This is a genomic window from Methylibium sp., assembly GCF_035762065.1.
Taxonomy (GTDB): Bacteria; Pseudomonadota; Gammaproteobacteria; order Burkholderiales; family Burkholderiaceae_C; genus Methylibium.
Window position 1 is genome coordinate 32,716 of the sequence record NZ_DASTPW010000033.1, and the last position, 15,984, is coordinate 48,699.

At 69.8% G+C, this 15,984-nt stretch carries 18 protein-coding genes; 8 read left to right on the forward strand and 10 right to left on the reverse strand.

Annotation, left to right across the window (positions count from 1 at the left end):
- Positions 1-5: 5 nt before the first annotated feature.
- From VFR90_RS08840 to VFR90_RS08860, 5 genes are all read left to right on the forward strand, one after another.
- The gene (locus VFR90_RS08840) at positions 6-1,070 is read left to right on the forward strand and encodes a branched-chain amino acid ABC transporter permease (RefSeq protein ID WP_326405745.1); all 1,065 of its coding nucleotides are present in this window, start codon (positions 6-8) and stop codon (positions 1,068-1,070) included.
- A 142-nt stretch (positions 1,071-1,212) separates the two neighbouring features.
- Positions 1,213-2,544, forward strand: a complete 1,332-nt coding sequence (locus VFR90_RS08845) for an ABC transporter substrate-binding protein (RefSeq protein WP_326405746.1) — start codon at positions 1,213-1,215, stop codon at positions 2,542-2,544.
- Between the two features lie 88 nt (positions 2,545-2,632).
- Positions 2,633-3,439: an ABC transporter ATP-binding protein gene (locus tag VFR90_RS08850; protein WP_326405747.1), complete on the forward strand. Its 807-nt coding sequence runs from the start codon at positions 2,633-2,635 to the stop codon at positions 3,437-3,439.
- Positions 3,440-3,515: 76 nt separating this feature from the next.
- On the forward strand, positions 3,516-3,809 hold the full coding sequence (locus tag VFR90_RS08855) for a hypothetical protein (protein ID WP_326405748.1): 294 nt from the start codon (positions 3,516-3,518) through the stop codon (positions 3,807-3,809).
- Positions 3,802-5,079 (forward strand): phenylacetate--CoA ligase family protein, encoded by a 1,278-nt coding sequence (locus tag VFR90_RS08860; protein WP_326405749.1) that lies wholly within the window; start codon positions 3,802-3,804, stop codon positions 5,077-5,079. Before VFR90_RS08855 ends, VFR90_RS08860 begins: the two co-directional genes overlap by 8 nt.
- Here the strand turns inward: VFR90_RS08860 and VFR90_RS08865 are convergent.
- A complete protein-coding gene (locus VFR90_RS08865; protein ID WP_326405750.1) occupies positions 5,076-5,573 on the reverse strand; it encodes an efflux RND transporter periplasmic adaptor subunit in 498 nt (165 codons plus the stop codon). The two genes, VFR90_RS08860 and VFR90_RS08865, sit on opposite strands and share 4 nt — an antisense overlap.
- A 161-nt stretch (positions 5,574-5,734) precedes the next feature.
- Between VFR90_RS08865 and VFR90_RS08870 the strand changes: the two genes are divergently transcribed.
- A complete protein-coding gene (locus VFR90_RS08870; RefSeq protein WP_326405751.1) occupies positions 5,735-6,703 on the forward strand; it encodes a tripartite tricarboxylate transporter substrate-binding protein in 969 nt (322 codons plus the stop codon).
- A 109-nt stretch (positions 6,704-6,812) separates the two neighbouring features.
- Here the strand turns inward: VFR90_RS08870 and VFR90_RS08875 are convergent, their stop codons facing one another.
- Genes VFR90_RS08875 through tyrS form a run of 4 tightly spaced genes read right to left on the reverse strand, consistent with a single transcriptional unit; the run spans position 6,813 to position 10,241 of the window.
- Positions 6,813-7,430, reverse strand: a complete 618-nt coding sequence (locus VFR90_RS08875; RefSeq protein ID WP_326405752.1) for a hypothetical protein — start codon at positions 7,428-7,430, stop codon at positions 6,813-6,815.
- Positions 7,427-8,506 carry an asparaginase gene (locus VFR90_RS08880; protein WP_326405753.1) on the reverse strand — a complete coding sequence of 360 codons (1,080 nt, stop codon included), beginning with the start codon at positions 8,504-8,506 and terminating at the stop codon, positions 7,427-7,429. Before VFR90_RS08880 ends, VFR90_RS08875 begins: the two co-directional genes overlap by 4 nt.
- Before the next feature lie 18 nt (positions 8,507-8,524).
- Entirely contained in the window at positions 8,525-8,971 is a 447-nt protein-coding gene (dtd, locus tag VFR90_RS08885; protein ID WP_326405754.1) for a D-aminoacyl-tRNA deacylase, read from the reverse strand.
- A 10-nt stretch (positions 8,972-8,981) separates the two neighbouring features.
- Positions 8,982-10,241, reverse strand: coding sequence for a tyrosine--tRNA ligase (gene tyrS / locus VFR90_RS08890; protein ID WP_326405755.1), 1,260 nt, complete (start codon positions 10,239-10,241; stop codon positions 8,982-8,984).
- 225 nt (positions 10,242-10,466) lie between these two features.
- On the opposite strand from tyrS, the gene VFR90_RS08895 reads away from it, so the two are divergent.
- Complete coding sequence (locus VFR90_RS08895; RefSeq protein ID WP_414676517.1) at positions 10,467-11,888, forward strand: M23 family metallopeptidase; 1,422 nt, start codon at positions 10,467-10,469, stop codon at positions 11,886-11,888.
- An 18-nt stretch (positions 11,889-11,906) separates the two neighbouring features.
- Entirely contained in the window at positions 11,907-13,010 is a 1,104-nt protein-coding gene (locus VFR90_RS08900; RefSeq protein ID WP_326405757.1) for an anhydro-N-acetylmuramic acid kinase, read from the forward strand.
- A 48-nt stretch (positions 13,011-13,058) separates the two neighbouring features.
- Here the strand turns inward: VFR90_RS08900 and erpA are convergent, their stop codons facing one another.
- The 5 genes from erpA to rplM all read right to left on the reverse strand — a co-directional run bounded on the left by erpA (position 13,059) and on the right by rplM (position 15,629).
- Positions 13,059-13,430, reverse strand: coding sequence for an iron-sulfur cluster insertion protein ErpA (gene erpA, locus VFR90_RS08905; protein WP_326405758.1), 372 nt, complete (start codon positions 13,428-13,430; stop codon positions 13,059-13,061).
- A 21-nt stretch (positions 13,431-13,451) separates the two neighbouring features.
- Positions 13,452-13,892, reverse strand: coding sequence for a bactofilin family protein (locus tag VFR90_RS08910; protein ID WP_326405759.1), 441 nt, complete (start codon positions 13,890-13,892; stop codon positions 13,452-13,454).
- Between the two features lie 47 nt (positions 13,893-13,939).
- The gene (locus VFR90_RS08915) at positions 13,940-14,650 is read right to left on the reverse strand and encodes a DUF6776 family protein (protein ID WP_326405760.1); all 711 of its coding nucleotides are present in this window, start codon (positions 14,648-14,650) and stop codon (positions 13,940-13,942) included.
- A gap of 148 nt (positions 14,651-14,798) precedes the next feature.
- Positions 14,799-15,191 carry a 30S ribosomal protein S9 gene (gene rpsI, locus VFR90_RS08920; protein WP_011830732.1) on the reverse strand — a complete coding sequence of 131 codons (393 nt, stop codon included), beginning with the start codon at positions 15,189-15,191 and terminating at the stop codon, positions 14,799-14,801.
- A 9-nt stretch (positions 15,192-15,200) separates the two neighbouring features.
- Positions 15,201-15,629: a 50S ribosomal protein L13 gene (rplM, locus tag VFR90_RS08925; protein ID WP_326405761.1), complete on the reverse strand. Its 429-nt coding sequence runs from the start codon at positions 15,627-15,629 to the stop codon at positions 15,201-15,203.
- Positions 15,630-15,984: the final 355 nt, after the last annotated feature.

Consider the following 15,984-nt stretch of genomic DNA (forward strand, 5'->3'; position numbering starts at 1 on the left):
CCGCCATGCTCTACCGCGAGAACGGCCAGTTCAAGACGAGCTATCGCGCGGACCAGCAGGTCTTCCCGATCCTGCAGGACCGCGCCGCGATCGGCTTGCTGCTCGTCTTCGCCTTCGCCGTCGTGCCGCTGGCCGCACCCGAGTACCTGTTCCGCGCGATCCTGATCCCCTTCCTGATCCTGTCGCTCGCGGCGCTCGGCCTGAACATCCTCGTCGGCTACTGCGGGCAGATCTCGCTGGGCACCGGCGCGTTCATGGCGGTCGGCGCGTACGCGGCCTACAACTGCATCGCGCGGGTCGAGGGCATGCCGCTGCTCGTCGCGCTGCTGGCCGGCGGCGCGTGCTCGACGATCGTCGGCGTGCTGTTCGGCATCCCGTCGCTGCGCATCAAGGGGCTCTACCTCGCGGTGGCGACCCTGGCCGCCCAGTTCTTCGTCGACTGGGCCTGCCTGCGCCTGAAGTGGGTGACGAACCACTCGGCCTCGGGTTCGGTCAGCGTCGGGCAGCTCGACTTCTTCGGGCTGCCGATCGACACGCCGGTGCAGAAGTACCTGTTCTGCCTCGGCTTCGTGGCCGTGTTCGCGCTGCTCGCGAAGAACCTGGTGCGCAGCGCGATCGGCCGCGAGTGGATGGCGATCCGCGACATGGACGTCGCCGCGGCCGTCATCGGCATCCGGCCGGTCTACGCGAAGCTCACCGCCTTCGCGGTGAGCTCGTTCATCGTCGGCGTCGCCGGCGCGCTGTGGGGCTTCGTGCACCTGGGCTCGTGGGAGCCGGCGGCCTTCGGCATCGACCGTTCGTTCCAGCTGCTGTTCATGGTGATCATCGGCGGGCTGGGCTCGATCATGGGCAGTTTCTTCGGCGCGGCCTTCATCGTCGTGCTGCCGATCGTGCTCGACAACCTGCCCTACTGGTTCGGCGTGCCGATCGACACCGCGCTGGCGTCGCACCTCACGTTCATGATCTTCGGCGCACTGATCGTGTTCTTCCTGATCGTCGAGCCGCACGGCCTCGCGCGGCTGTGGTCGATCGGGAAGGAGAAGCTTCGCCTGTGGCCCTTCCCCCACTGATGGCAACCACCCGTTGCGGCTTCGCCGCTTCCCTCGAGGGGCGCCGCTGGCGGCCCGGCAGAGCCGGATCCGCGGCGGCTGCTCGCCTGCGCTCTTTCTCGCACCGCATGTGCGCCTTAACGACAACGACTGGAGACCGACCATGCCCTTGAAGTCTTTCGTCCTCGCCGCCGCTGCTGCGGCCGCCGCGCTGAGCACGCTGCTGGCCGCGCCCGCGGCCTTTGCGCAAGCGAAGGAGCAGTTCTTCCCGCTGCTCGTCTACCGCACCGGGCCCTACGCGCCGAACGGCACGCCGTGGGCGAACGGCAAGCAGGACTACATCAAGATGATCAACGCCCGCGACGGCGGCATCAACGGCGTGAAGATCAGCTACGAGGAATGCGAGACCGGCTACGCGACCGACAAGGGCGTCGAGTGCTACGAGCGCCTGAAGGGCCGCGGCGCCTCGATGATCGACCCGCAGGCCACCGGCATCACCTTCGCGCTGACCGAGAAGGCGCCGGGCGACAAGATCCCGCTGCTCACGCTGGGCTACGGCCGCTCGGAGGCCGCCGACGGCCTGGCCTTCAAGTGGAACTTCCCGCTGATGGGCAGCTACTGGACCGCGAGCGACATCCTGATCCAGCACCTCGCCAAGAAGGAAGGCGGCTTCGACAAGCTCAAGGGCAAGAAGATCGCCCTCGTCTACCACGACAGCCCGTTCGGCAAGGAGCCGATCCCGCTGCTGCAGCAGCGCTCGGCGATGCACGGCTTCGATCTGCAGCTGATCCCCGTGACGGCGCCCGGCGTCGAGCAGAAGGCCGCGTGGCTGCAGGTGCGCCAGAGCCGGCCCGACTTCGTGCTGCTCTGGGGCTGGGGCGTGATGAACTCGACCGCGCTGAAGGAAGCGCAGGCCACCGGCTACCCGCGCGACAAGATGTACGGCGTGTGGTGGGCCGGCGCCGAGCCCGACGTGAAGGACGTCGGCGACGGCGCGAAGGGCTACAACGCGCTGAACCTCAACACCTCGGGCCAGAGCCCGAAGGTGATCCAGGACATCCTGAAGTTCGTGCACGACAAGGGCCAGGGCACCGGCCCGCGCGACGAGGTCGGCTCGGTCCTCTACACGCGCGGTGTGATCATCCAGGCGCTCGGCATCGAAGCGGTGCGGCGCGCGCAGGAGCGCTTCGGCAAGGGCAAGGTGATGACCGGCGAGCAGGTGCGCTGGGGCCTGGAGAACCTGTCTCTCGACCAGAAGCGGCTCGACGCGCTCGGCTTCTCCGGCGTCCTGCGGCCGCTGTCGACCTCCTGTGCCGATCACCAGGGCTCGACCTGGGCCCGCGTGCACACCTGGGACGGCAGCAAGTGGAGCTTCAGCAGCGACTGGTACGAGGCCGACGGCCAGATCCTGAAGCCGATGGTGAAGGCCGCGGCGGACAAGTACGTCGCCGAGAAGAAGCTCACGCGCCGCACGCCCGAGGACTGTCAGTCCTGAGCCAGCGGCTCAGGCTGGCTGTGCCCGCCATGACAGCACCCACCCCTGCCCCTCCCGCCGCGCGGGAGGGGTGCTAGCGAGATCGACGATGTCTGCTGCGCTGCTCGACGTGAACGGCATCGAGGTCATCTACAACCACGTGATCCTGGTGCTCAAGGGCGTGAGCCTGCAGGTGCCCGAGGGCCGCGTGGTCGCGCTGCTCGGCGGCAACGGCGCAGGCAAGACCACGACGCTGCGCGCGGTGAGCAACCTGCTCGCCGGCGAGCGCGGCGAGGTGACCAAGGGCTCGATCATGCTGCGCGGCGAACGTATCGAGAAGCTTTCGACCGCGCAGATGGTCGAGCGCGGCGTGGTGCAGGTGATGGAAGGCCGGCACTGCTTCGCGCACCTGACGATCGAGGAGAACCTGCTCACCGGCGCCTACACGCGCCGCGACGGCAAGGCCGCGGTGGCCGCGACGCTGGAGAAGGTCTATGGCTACTTCCCGCGCCTGAAGCAGCGGCGCGCGAGCCAGGCCGCCTACACCTCGGGCGGCGAGCAGCAGATGTGCGCGATCGGCCGCGCGCTGATGGCGAACCCGAAGATGGTGCTGCTCGACGAGCCCTCGATGGGCCTCGCGCCGCAGATCGTCGAAGAGGTCTTCGGCATCGTGAAGGACCTGAACCAGCGCGAGAAGGTCACCTTCCTGCTCGCCGAGCAGAACACCTTCATGGCGCTGCGCTACGCCGATCACGGCTACATCCTCGAGAACGGGCGCGTCGTGATGGACGGCGAGGCGAAGGCGCTGCGCGAGAACGAGGACGTGAAGGAGTTCTACCTCGGCGTCGGGGGCGGCGATCGCAAGAGCTTCCGCGACGTCAAGAGCTACAAGCGCCGCAAGCGCTGGTTGGGATGACGACCACCCCGTGGCGGCTTCGCCGCTCCCCCCAAGGCCGGGCGCGGCGTGCGGCCCTGATTTCTAGTTCGATGACATGAGCGACGACTTTTTCGCCCCGCCCGCCTTCAAGGCCGACGAGGCACTCGCGAACCTCAAGCGCCACCTGCGCGACATCCGGCTGCTCGAACGCGCCGGCCGCATGGAGTGGAAGGGCCAACCGCTGGTCGAGCTGAGCGTGGACGGCGAAGCGATCGTCGCGAAGACGGTCAGGAAGCCCATCCGCACGCCCGAGTGGCAGACCCGGCGCCTCGTCAGCGCAGCCGAGGTGCGCCGCTGGCTCGACGACTTCAAGCGCCAGTTCGCCGCCTGGAACGCCGACGATGACTGAGTTCTACGACGCGCTCGAAACCCGCTCGGCCGATGCCCGCGAAGCCGCGCTGCTCGCGGCGCTGCCGGCGCAGGTCGCCGCCGCGCAGCGCACGCCGGCCTTCGCATCGATCCTCGCGGGCATCGATGCGCGGGCCGTCGGTTCGCGCGCGGCGCTCGCGCAGTTGCCGGTCACGCGCAAGAGCGAGCTGCTCGCGCGCCAGCAGCTCGCGCGCTCGGCCGCCGGCGGCGACCCCTTCGGCGGCTTCTCGGCGATCGGCTGGCGCTCGCTCGCCGGCGGGGCCGGCCGTGCGCGCGGCGCACGCCGGGTGTTCCAGTCGCCGGGTCCGATCTACGAGCCCGAAGGGCATGGCGCCGACTACTGGCGGTTCGCGCGCGCGCTGTTCGCGGCAGGCTTTCGCGACGGCGACCTGGTGCACAACAGCTTCGGCTACCACCTGACGCCGGCCGGTTCCATGATGGAGACGGCCGCGCTCGCGCTGGGCTGCACCGTCTTTCCCGGCGGCGTCGGCAACACCGAGCTGCAGCTGCAGGCGATGGCCGAGCTGCGGCCGGAGGCCTACGCGGGCACGCCGAGCTTCCTGCGCATCGCGCTCGAGAAGGCCGAGGCCGCGGGACAGGCGCTGTCGATCCGCAAGGCCTCGGTCGGCGGCGAAGCCTTCCCGGCGGCGCTGCGCGACTGGCTCGCGCAGCGCGGCATCGCGGCCTACCAGAGCTACGGCACCGCCGACCTCGGGCTGATCGCCTACGAGACCGAGCCGCGCGAAGGCCTGGTGCTCGACGAGCAGGTGATCGTCGAGATCGTGCGCCCGGGCACCCACGAGCCGGTGGGCGAGGGCGAGGTCGGCGAAGTCGTCGTCACCGCGCTCAATGCCGACTACCCGCTGGTGCGCTTCGGCACCGGCGACCTCTCGGCGCTGCTGCCCGGCCGCTGCCCGAGCGGACGCAGCGCGCCGCGCATCCGCGGCTGGCTCGGGCGCGCCGACCAGACCGCGAAAGTGCGCGGCCTGTTCGTGCACCCGGCGCAGGTCGCCGAGCTGATGAAGCGCCACCCGGAGATCGGCCGCGTGCGGCTGGTGGTCAGCGGCGAGATGGCGAACGACCGGATGACCTTGAAGGCCGAGTCCGCCGACCCCGCCGAGGGCCTCGCCGATCGCCTCGCCACGAGCGTGCGCGAGCTCACCAAGCTGCGCGCCGAGGTCGAGCTGCACCCCAGCGGCAGCCTGCCGAACGACGGCAAGCTGATCGAGGACCTGCGCAGCGTCGGCTAGTTGCCGGCCCTGCCGGGCGACTTGAGCTCGGCGTAGTCGTCCTCGTCGTAGGGCCGGTTCTCGCACTCGCCCTTCCAGCTCCGGCCGAGCTCGACGTAGCTCTGCTGCTGCGCGCTGGCCTGCGGTGTCCTGGCGTTGTAGTCGGCGACCATCTGCCGGCGCTTCTCGAGCTTGGCGTTGTAGGCATCGACCGCCGCCTTGTTGCCGGTATCGAGCGAGGTGCGCTCGCTTTGCAGTTGCGCCTCGAAGCGATCGAACTCGGCTTTGGCGGCATCGAGCTCCGCGCGTGCGCGCCTGGCCTGCGCGCCCTGCGCTTCGAGCTTGCCCTGCAGCTCGAGGCACTGGCGCAACTGGGTCTTGCTCAGGCGCTTGCCGCTGGCCGCCCCGGTGCCGAGCACCGGGTCCGCGCCGCGGGCAGGCGCGACCAGCGCCACGGTGAGCGTCAGTGGAACAAGCGCGGCCGCAAGGCGCGGCAGCTGGCCAGCACGGTGCATCGTCGGTCCCGCGTGATTCAGGGGCGCGTACTCCGGCAAACCGCGCGCCCAGCGCCCCGAACGCATCCATGCGGGCAGCGGGCTTACGTACTTTCCGCGTGGCCGCGACCAGGGCGCGCGCCTAGCATGCGGCCCTGCTTGCCCCACCAGGAGACCGTCCGATGAAGCGCACCCTTATCGCCGCCGTGGCCACCCTTGCCGTGAGCGGCGCATGGGCTGAATACCCGGAGAAGCCGATCACGATCGTCGTGCCCTTCAGCGCTGGCGGTCCGACCGACAAGGTCGCGCGCGACTTCGCCGAGGCGGTGCGCAAGCCGCTGAACGCGACCATCGTGATCGAGAACGTCGGCGGCGCCGGCGGCACGCTGGGCGCGAGCAAGGTCGCGAAGGCCGCACCCGACGGCTACACGCTGCTGCTGCACCACGTCAGCATGGCGACCTCGCCGGCGCTGTACCGCACGCTTCCGTACAAGACGCTCGACGACTTCGAGTACCTCGGGTTGATCAACGAGGTGCCCATGACGCTGATCGGCCGCTCCACGCTGCCGGCAAACAACTACGCCGAGCTCACCAAGTGGATCGGCGAGAACAAGGGCAAGATCAACCTCGCCAACGCCGGCCTCGGCGCCGCCTCGCACCTGTGCGGCCTGCTGTTCCAGCAGAGCCTGAAGACCGAGATGACCACCGTGCCCTACAAGGGCACCGGCCCCGCGATGACCGACCTGATCGGCGGCCAGGTCGACATCATGTGCGACCAGACCACCAACACCACGCCGCAGATCGAATCGGGCAAGGTCAAGGCCTATGCGGTCACGACGACCAAGAAGCTCACGACGCCGGCACTCGCGAAGCTGCCGACGCTCGACGAGTCGGGCCTGAAGGGCTTCAACGTGACGATCTGGCACGGCCTGTACGCGCCCAAGGGCACGCCGAAGGCGGCGCTCGACAAGCTCAACGCGGCCTTAAAGGTCGCGCTGAAGGATGCCGAGTTCATCAAGCGCGAGGAAGCGCTCGGCGCGGTGATCGTCACCGACGCACGCACCGCGCCGGCCGATCACAAGAAGTTCGTCGCCGCCGAGATCGAAAAGTGGGGCCCCGTCATCAAGGCCGCCGGCCAGTACGCCGACTGATCTGGCCCACCCCCGTTGCGGCTTGACGCCGCTCCCCCTCGAGGGGGGCGCCGCTGGCGGACCGGCAGAGCCGGATCCGCGGCGGCTGCTGGAGGAGCCTCGCTAGGCGTTACGCGAAGCGGCAGTGCAGGGTCAAGCCGTCGGCCTGCGCGAGCCAGATGGCCGCGCCGGTCGCGTTCAGCGCGTTGCGCAGCACGAAGCGCGAGCCGGCCGCGAGGCCCTGGCGCTGGAGGTCGCTCATCACCGCGTCGGAGTCCCGCATCGACAGCGACAGGTCGGGCGTGCGCCGGCGCTCCTCGCGCCAGGCGGCCGCGAGCGTCGAGTAGGGCATCCGGCCCTCGGCGACGCCGCGGGCGATCGGGCTGTCGGGCAGCGGAAACGGCTTGACGCTGGCGTCTAAGCACTCGCGGCCGAAGCGGCCGTGCCGGGTGTCGCCGTCCAGGTACCACTGCGCGAGCAGCTTGGCGCGGCGCGACGGCAGGTCGAAGACGAACTCCCAGCGCGAGGCGGCACCGTCGGCCGCGACACCCGCGGGCGCGAGCACATGCTTCAGGCGCGCGTCGGGGTCGTGCTTGCGGGCCTCGCTCACCGCGCGTTCGAGCGCATGCGAGGCAAGCGCCGGCACGCCGCCGCCGGGCAGCTTCTCGCTGAAGGCGAGCGGCGCGTGCAGAGCCGCGCCGTCGAGCCTGCGGTCGATGCGGTTGAGCCAGCGGCGCAGCAGCGTCATGGCGCGATCGCCTCGGCCTGGCCTGCGGCGCGCCGCCGCGTGGCCGGCGCCAGCGCGTCGCGCAGCAGCGGGGTGGGCGCGAGGCGGCCGACCTCGAGGCCGTTCCAGTTCGCGAGCCTGGGCTCGGCCAGCGAGCGCAGCGTGCGTGCCTGCATGTCGTCGAGCGGCAGCAGCGCCTCGATCGCCGCGGCCGTCACGACTTCGGCGGCGCGCGCGGTGTTGCCGTCGTCGATCTTCAGGGCGAGGCCCAGGCCGAGCTCCGGCAGCGCCGCGCCGTAGACGCCTTCGGCGCCGACCTTGACGAAGGCGCGCGCGCCGAGCGCCTCCATCACCCGCGTGTCGAAGCGGCCGGTGCCGGCCACCATGAACGGCGCCGCCGCGACGGCGGCACGCAGCCGCTTCGCCGCCTGCGCATGCTCGGGCGCGAGCCCGACGCCGCTTGCGAAGCGCGCGAAGCCGCGTGCCAGCGCGCCGAGCGGCATGCCGTAGGTGGGGATGGAGCAGCCGTCGATGCCGCGCGGCGCGCGTTCGAGGTCCTGTCCGGTCAGGCACACCAGCGCATGCGTCACCTCGCGCATCAGCGGATGCTCGTGGCGCACGTAGCCGGCAAGCCAGCGGCGATCGGCGTCGCCCAGCAGGCCGCCGAGGCAGACGAAGCCGGCATGCTTGCCCGAGCAGTTGTTGTGCAGCGCGCCGGGCGAGCCGCCAACCGCGGCGAGTTCGCGGGCGGCGGCGTCGGACATCGGCCAGTGCGCGCCGCATTCGAGCGCCTGCTCGTCGAGCCCGGCCTTCGCAAGCATCGCCGCGGCGACGCGCACATGCTCGGCCTCGCCGTTGTGCGAGGCGCAGGCGAGCGCCAGTTCCTCGTCGACGAGGCCGTAGCGATCGGCCGCGCCGCTGGTGAGCAGCGGCAGTGCTTGGAAAGCCTTGACGGCCGAGCGCGGAAAGATCGGCCGCTCGATGTCGCCGAGCGCGCAGCGCAGCGCGCCGTCGGCATCGACCACCGCGATCGCGCCGCGGTGCATCGACTCGACCGCATTGCCGCGGCGCAGTTCGACCAGGACGGGGTTGCTCATCAAGAGGGCTCGGTGCGGTCAGAGGGCGCCGATCTCGATCGGGATCGTGACCGGGCCGTCGTTGATCAGATGCACTTGCATGTCGGCGCCGAATTCGCCGCAGGCCACGTCACCGTGACGCTGCTTCATGCAGGTGACGAACTGATCGTATCGGCGCCTCGCGTGAACAGGGGTTGCAGCGCGTGAGAAGCTGGGCCGATTGCCGCTGCGCGTGTCGGCGGCCAGCGTGAACTGCGACACGATGAGGACGCCGCCGTGCACGGTCTGCACGTCGAGGTTCATCTTGCCGGCGGCGTCGGCGAAGACGCGCAGCTTCAGCAGCTTGTCGACGAGCTTGGGCGCCTGGGCCTCGGTGTCCGCGGCCTCGGCGCAGACGAAGACCAGCAGCCCACGCCCGATGCGGCCGACGACGCGGCCGGCGATCTCGACCCGCGCCTCGGCGACGCGCTGCGCGAGCGCCAGCATCGCGGCGGCCTCAGGCGGTGAGCGTGATCCGCGCGAACTTGCGCTTGCCGACCTGCACGACCAGCACGCCGGGGCCGAGCTTCAGGCCCTTGTCGCTGATCGTCGCGCCGTCGATGCGCACGCCGCCCTGCTCCACGAGGCGCAGCGCCTCGCTGCTCGAAGGTGCCAGGTTCGCCTGCTTGAGCAGCGCGCCGATCGACAGCGGCGCACCGGCGAGCGCGACTTCGGGGATCACGTCCGGCACCCCACCGGCGGCGCGGCGCTGGAAGTCGTCTTCGGCCGCATCGGCCGCGGCGCGGGAGTGGAAGCGCGTGGTGATCTCCTTGGCGAGCATCACCTTCGCGTCCTTCGGATTGCGGCCGGCCTCGACCTCGGCGCGCAGTGCCGCGATCTCGGATTCGGCACGCGCGGACAACAGCGTGAACCAGCGCCACATCAGCGCATCGCTGATCGAAAGCACCTTCGCGAACATCGTGTTCGCCGGCTCGGTGATGCCGATGTAGTTGCCCTTGCTCTTGCTCATCTTCTCGACGCCGTCGAGGCCTTCGAGCAGCGGCATCGTCAGGATGCACTGCGGCTCCTGGCCGTATTCGGCCTGCAGGCCGCGGCCGACGAGCAGGTTGAACTTCTGGTCGGTGCCGCCGAGCTCGAGGTCGCTCCTCAACGCCACCGAGTCGTAGCCCTGCATGAGCGGGTAGAGGAATTCGTGGACGCTGATCGGCGTGCCGGCCGCATAGCGCTTCGCGAAGTCGTCGCGTTCCATCATCCGCGCGACCGTGTAGCGCGCGGCGAGCTGGATCATCCCGCGCGCGCCGAGCGGGTCGCTCCATTCGCTGTTGCGGCGAACCTCGGCGCGCTCGACGTCGAGCACGAGCTTGAGCTGGTCGAAGTAGGTCGAGGCGTTGGCCTCGATCTGCTCGCGCGTCAGCGGCGGTCGGGTGGCGTTGCGACCGGACGGGTCGCCGATCATCGAGGTGAAGTCGCCGATCAGCGGGATCACGGTGTGCCCGAGCTGCTGCAACTGGCGCAGCTTGGTAAAGACGACCGTGTGGCCCAAATGCAGATCCGGCGCGGTCGGATCCAAGCCGAACTTGATCCTCAGCGGCACGCCCGTGGCCTGGGAGCGCGCCAGCTTGCGCGCCCATTCGTCGCGCGGCAGCAGCTCCTCGCAGCCGCGCAGGCTGATCGCGAGGGCCGCTTCGACGGCTTCCCGCCCGGCGGCGTCGAGTCCGGCGGCGGGCGAAACGGGGGGGACAAGGGGGGTCGTCATCGAAGGCACACCGCATCAGGTAAAGCCACGGCCGCGGGGCCCCGAGCCCTTACCATCGCGCGCTCGCGAACGGCGGCGAGTTTAGGGGGTGTCTCGATGAACCCTTCACCGCCTGCGCCGCGGCGCCGCGAGACCCACGCCCATGAATCATCGGCTTGCGAAGCGAGCCTCGCGATCCGGCCCGGCCGGCTTCGCCGAACCGAGGATCGTCGGACCTTGAAGACCATCGATTCGATCGCGACCCAGACGCGCAGCGCGGTCGCAGCCCTGGACGGCCTGCTGCGCCGGCATCCGCGCACGCTGACGGGCGGCGTCGTCGCGCTCCTGCTGGGCAGCGCGGTCACCGCCTTCGGCATCGCGCCGCTCGCACCCGACGCAGCCGAGCTGCCGCGCCGGCTGGTATCCGAGACGCCGGCCGCGGCGCTGGACGTGCCAGCGCAGCTGGAGGCGCTCGGCACGCACGCGACCGCGCTGTACCGCAGCGACCTGACCCGCAGCGCCGACACCGTCGACAGCCTGCTGCAGCGCCTCGGCGTCGACGACCCGGAAGCCGCGGCCTTCCTGCGCCGCGACCCGACGGCGCACAAGCTGCTCGACGGCCGCGCCGGCAAGATGGTGCAGGCGCTGGCCGAGGGCGGCCGGCTGCTGCAGCTCATCGCGCGCTACCCGCATGCCGACGAGGCGAGCGCGCGCACGCATTTCACGCGGCTCACGGTCGAGCGCCGCACGCAGCCGGACGGCGCATCGGCGTGGCAGTCGAACAGCGAGTCGGTGCCGTTGAAGAGCGAGGCACGGATGGCGTCCGGCACGATCGAGAGCTCGCTGTTCGCCGCGGCCGACGAGGCGCGGCTGCCCGACCACGTCACGGTGCAACTGGCCGAGCTGTTCGGTGCCGAGATCGACTTCCGGCGCGAGCTGCGCCGCGGCGATCGCTTCACGGTGCTGTACGAATCGCGCACCGCCGACGGCGAGCCGGTGGCCTGGGGCGGTGGCGCCGGGCGCGTGCTGGCGGCGCAGTTCGTCAATGCCGGCAAGGCGTACGACGCGGTGTGGTTCGAGTTCGCGCGCGAGGACGGCGTCGCGAGCAAAGGCAGTTACTTCGACCTCCAGGGCAAGAGCCTCGCGCGGATGTTCCTCGGCTCGCCGCTCGCGTTCTCGCGCGTGACCTCGGGCTTCGCGATGCGGCTGCACCCGGTGTTGAACACCTGGCGCCAGCACGCCGGCGTCGACTACGCCGCGCCGACCGGCACGCCGGTGCGCGCGATGGGCGACGGCATCGTCGATTTCGCCGGCCGGCAGAACGGCTACGGCAACGTCGTGATCCTGCGCCATGCCGGCGAGCGCGAGACGCGCTACGCGCACCTGAGCCGCATCGCGGTGCGCCAGGGCACGCGCGTCGAGCAGGGCCAGAACATCGGCGCAGTCGGCGCGACCGGCTGGGCGACCGGCCCGCACCTGCACTTCGAGTTCCGGGTGCGCGGCGCGGTCCGGGACCCGTTGACGATCGCCCGCGCTTCGGAGGCGGTGAACCTGCCGGCGACGGCGAAGTCGCGCTTCGAGTCGGTCGCGACCAGCGCGCGGCAGTGGTTCGCCCACGGCGCGATTGACGCCTCGGTGGCCGAGGCGGCCGCGGCGCGCTTCGAATAGCGAGTCGTCGGCAAGCCGATGCGGGATCGTTACATCGGCTTGATGTCGGGCACCTCGACCGACGGCGTCGATGGCGTCGTCGCCGAGTTCGCGGACGACGGCACGCCGCGCGTGCTGGCCGACGCGCACCACGACTACGACGGTGGGCTGCGCGCCGAGCTGATCGCGCTGAACACGTGCGGCGCCGACGAACTGCATCGGGCCGCGCTGGCCGCCAACGCGGTGGCGGCGGTGTACGCGAAGGTCGTCGAGGTGCTGCGTGCGGCAGCGCCGGGGACGGTGCGTGCAATCGGCGCACACGGCCAGACGGTGCGGCACCGGCCCGGCGAGTTCGACGGCGTCGGCTACACGCTGCAGTTGCTGAATCCGGCCTGGCTCGCCGAGCGCAGCGGCATCGACGTGATCGCCGACCTGCGCAGCCGCGACGTTGCCGCCGGCGGCCAGGGCGCACCGCTGGTGCCGGCTTTCCATGCGGCCTGCTTCGCCAGGGCCGGCGAGGACCGCGCAGCGATCAACATCGGCGGCATCGCGAACGTGAGCCTGCTGGGTGCCGACGGCAGCGTGCGCGGCCACGACTGCGGCCCGGGCAACCTGCTGATGGACGGCTGGTGCGAGCGGCATCGCGGCCAGCCCTTCGACGATGGCGGCCGTTGGGCGGCGCAAGGTCGGGTGCGGCCGGATTTGCTCGCCGACTTGCGTGCGCACCCCTATTTCGCGCGCCGCGCGCCGAAGAGCACCGGCCGCGACGATTTCCACCTGGCCTGGCTCGACGGCGTGCTGGCTCGACACCCCGGCCTCGATCCTGCCGATGTGCAAGCGAGCCTGTGCGAGCTGACCGCCGTGACGGCTGCGGCCGACTTGCGCGAGTCGCTGCCGGGGAGCGTCGAGGCGATCGTCTGCGGGGGCGGTGCCTTCAACCTCGAATTGCTGCGGCGGCTGCAGTTGGCCCTGCCCGGCTGCCGCGTCACAACGAGCGATGCGCACGGCGTACCGGCGCTCCAGGTCGAAGCGACCGCCTTCGCCTGGCTCGCGCGTGCGCACGTTCGCCGGGAAGCGGGCAACCGGCCCGCGGTCACCGCGGCTGCGGGACCGCGGGTGCTGGGTGCCTGCTACCCGGCCTAGAAAAACGAAAGCCGCCCGAAGGCGGCTTGCTCGTCCGGCTGCAGCGGCTCAGACCGAAAAAGACGAGCCGCAGCCGCAGGTCGTCGTGGCGTTCGGGTTCTTGATGACGAACTGCGCGCCTTCGAGGTCGTCCTTGTAGTCGATCTCGGCGCCGGTCAAGTACTGAAGGCTCATCGCGTCGATCAGCAACGTCACGCCGTTCTTCTGCATCTGCGTGTCGTCGTCGTTGACGACCTCGTCGAAGGTGAAGCCGTACTGGAAGCCGGAGCAGCCACCGCCCTGGACGAAGACGCGCAGCTTCAATTCAGGATTGCCCTCTTCGTCGACCAGCTGCTTCACCTTGTCGGCCGCGCTGTCGGTGAAGACGATCGGCGTGGGCATCGCGGCGGGGCTGGTGATGGATTCGGCGACGGCACTCATGGGGGGCTCCTTGGCGGCACATCACTCGGCCGCCTGCTGCACGGGATTGTGGCCGAGGGTCGAGACGCTTGCCGGCGTGTTGCTTTGCGCGGCGAGTCGCAGCGGCGGGCGGTCGTCGGCGGAGGCGAGGCTGCGCAACTCGCCATCGACCTGCGCGCCCTGGTGCATCTCGAGGCGCTCGTAGCGCACATGACCTTCGATCTTGGCCTTGGGCTGAAGCTCCAGCAGCTCGTCAGATTCGACCGGGCCGCGCACCTCGCCGTTGACGATCACGTGCCCAGCCCTGACCCTGCCGACGATGCTGGCTTTCTCGCCGACGACGAGAAGGTTGCGCCCTTCGCCGACCGCGACCACATTGCCCACGACGCGGCCGTCGATGCGCAGGCCATCGCTGAAGCGGATCTCGCCTTCGATCACCGTGCCTTCGCCGACCAGCGTGCGAATCGGCGGCTGCTTGTTCATGCCGAACATGTGTTGCTCCAACGATGGGGGTGTCGAACGGCGCGACGCTACAGCGCCAGGTCTTGGCTCGCCCGCACGCCACCTTGCGGATCGAGCACCCGAACCTGCACCGCCTGGACGGTGACCGGTTGCGGGAACTCCAGCGTGCCGTCCACGCGCTGGTACTGCCGAAACTGCAGCGATCGTGCCGGCCCGCCGATCGCCTGCGACCATGCCCGACCATCGAGCTGCCCTCTCAGCGTGAGTTCGTACCGGCCTTTGAACTCGGCCGGCGTGCGGCCCTGCTGCATCACCAGCAACTGATAGCGCAGCCGGCCCTGGCCGACCACCTCGGCCTGCAGGCCACGCACCACCAGATCGCCTTTGCCGCCGGCGGGCAGCAGGCGCTCGAAGAAGCCGAGATCGTTCTTCAAGCCGAGGTTCTCGGCCTCGAGCGAGCGAACCTGACTTGCCAGGCGTTCGAGCGCGGTGCGCTCGGTGCGGATGCGGCTTTCGGCGGTATTGGCGATGCTCTGGGCCTTGTCGAGCTCGCTGCGCAGCTCGGCGACGTCGAGCCGCAAGCGCTGCAGCTCGGCTTTGCCGATGCGGTCGACGCCGGCGATGTCCTTGCCGAACTCGAAGGCCCACAAGGCGAGCGCCGCCGAAAAGCCCAGCGCCAGCGCGAAGACGATCCAGCGCAAGGGCCAAGGTAGGTGACTGCGAACGATCATGCGCGGCGCGCTGATCGACAGCCTGCGGCGCAGCAGTTTCCAACGCATGTCAATCCCGGAGTCGAGCACGCGATTTTAGGAGGGCCTCCGGCACGGCCGAGCCGAATGTGCAACCGCTGATAAGCACGGCACTCGACGACGACGCGCATGAAAAAGCCGCCCGGAGGCGGCTCGCTTGCAGGCGCAGAGGAGGCGGTCAGCGCTTGCTGAACTGCTTGCGACGGCGTGCGCCGTGCAGGCCGACCTTCTTGCGCTCGACTTCACGCGCGTCGCGCGTGACGAAGCCGGCGCGGCTCAATTCGCTCTTCAGCGCGGCGTCGTAGTCGATCAGCGCGCGGGTCACGCCGTGGCGTACCGCACCGGCCTGCCCCGATTCACCGCCGCCATGCACGTTCACCTTGATGTCGAAGGCCTCGACGTTGTTCGTCAGGAACAGCGGCTGCTTGACGATCATGATCGAGGTCTGGCGGCCGAAGTACTGCTCGACCGGCTTGCCGTTGACCGTGATCTGGCCGGAGCCCTTCTTGATGAAGACACGCGCCACCGACGACTTGCGCCGGCCCGTCCCGTAATTCCAGTTGCCAATCATTCCCGCTCCTTAGACTTCCAGCGCCTTGGGCTGCTGGGCGGTGTGCGGGTGCGTGGCACCGGCATAGACCTTCAGCTTCTTGATCATCGCGTAACCCAGCGGGCCTTTCGGAAGCATCCCCTTGACTGCCTTCTCCAAGGCGCGGCCCGGATGACGCGACTGCATGTCCTTGAACTTCGTCGCGTAGATGCCGCCCGGATAGCCGGTATGGCGGTAGTAGATCTTGTCGTTCGCCTTGTTGCCGGTGACGCGAATCTTGTCGGCGTTGACGATGACGATGAAGTCGCCGGTATCGACGTGAGGCGTGTAGATCGGCTTGTGCTTTCCACGCAGACGGAGGGCCACTTCGCTGGCGACCCTGCCGAGGACCTTGTCGGTTGCGTCGATCACAAACCACTCGTGCGTCACTTCGGCCGGTTTGGCGCTGAAGGTCTTCATGGGAGGTGTGTTGAGGAGGTTGGCCGGCCAGGCGCACGAGGAACTTCTTGGATGCCGCGCTGCGTGACAACGCATGCCGAAACCTCTCGCGCGCCAAACCCGCCTGCGCGGGCCTGCTCCGGCCGGAATTCGGAACAGCCCGTGAGTATAGAGGGAGCACCGCGGTATCGAGCTGCTGAAGAGTACTGTCGCAACAGGGACACCGTCGGTTCTAAGTGAAAACCCTAGATCACCGTGTTACGGTCCAGTGCATGAACACCTTCCAGCCTCTCGGGGCTCCGTCAATCGATTCTTCCTGGAGCGAACGCCTGACGCAGTGGGTTCCCATTCGAGCCCTCGCGCAGGGACACCGTGG

Coding starts and splice junctions, on each gene's coding strand:
- VFR90_RS08860 (WP_326405749.1), top strand. CDS start 3,802: ATGACTGAGTTCTACGACGCGCTCGAAACCCGCTCGGCCGATGCCCGC.
- rplM (WP_326405761.1), bottom strand. CDS start 15,629: ATGAAGACCTTCAGCGCCAAACCGGCCGAAGTGACGCACGAGTGGTTT.
- VFR90_RS08880 (WP_326405753.1), bottom strand. CDS start 8,506: ATGAGCAACCCCGTCCTGGTCGAACTGCGCCGCGGCAATGCGGTCGAG.
- VFR90_RS08915 (WP_326405760.1), bottom strand. CDS start 14,650: ATGCGTTGGAAACTGCTGCGCCGCAGGCTGTCGATCAGCGCGCCGCGC.
- VFR90_RS08910 (WP_326405759.1), bottom strand. CDS start 13,892: ATGAACAAGCAGCCGCCGATTCGCACGCTGGTCGGCGAAGGCACGGTG.
- VFR90_RS08840 (WP_326405745.1), top strand. CDS start 6: ATGCTCTACCGCGAGAACGGCCAGTTCAAGACGAGCTATCGCGCGGAC.
- VFR90_RS08865 (WP_326405750.1), bottom strand. CDS start 5,573: ATGCACCGTGCTGGCCAGCTGCCGCGCCTTGCGGCCGCGCTTGTTCCA.
- VFR90_RS08845 (WP_326405746.1), top strand. CDS start 1,213: ATGCCCTTGAAGTCTTTCGTCCTCGCCGCCGCTGCTGCGGCCGCCGCG.
- tyrS (WP_326405755.1), bottom strand. CDS start 10,241: ATGACGACCCCCCTTGTCCCCCCCGTTTCGCCCGCCGCCGGACTCGAC.
- erpA (WP_326405758.1), bottom strand. CDS start 13,430: ATGAGTGCCGTCGCCGAATCCATCACCAGCCCCGCCGCGATGCCCACG.
- VFR90_RS08850 (WP_326405747.1), top strand. CDS start 2,633: ATGTCTGCTGCGCTGCTCGACGTGAACGGCATCGAGGTCATCTACAAC.
- VFR90_RS08870 (WP_326405751.1), top strand. CDS start 5,735: ATGAAGCGCACCCTTATCGCCGCCGTGGCCACCCTTGCCGTGAGCGGC.
- rpsI (WP_011830732.1), bottom strand. CDS start 15,191: ATGATTGGCAACTGGAATTACGGGACGGGCCGGCGCAAGTCGTCGGTG.
- VFR90_RS08855 (WP_326405748.1), top strand. CDS start 3,516: ATGAGCGACGACTTTTTCGCCCCGCCCGCCTTCAAGGCCGACGAGGCA.
- VFR90_RS08900 (WP_326405757.1), top strand. CDS start 11,907: ATGCGGGATCGTTACATCGGCTTGATGTCGGGCACCTCGACCGACGGC.
- VFR90_RS08875 (WP_326405752.1), bottom strand. CDS start 7,430: ATGACGCTGCTGCGCCGCTGGCTCAACCGCATCGACCGCAGGCTCGAC.
- dtd (WP_326405754.1), bottom strand. CDS start 8,971: ATGCTGGCGCTCGCGCAGCGCGTCGCCGAGGCGCGGGTCGAGATCGCC.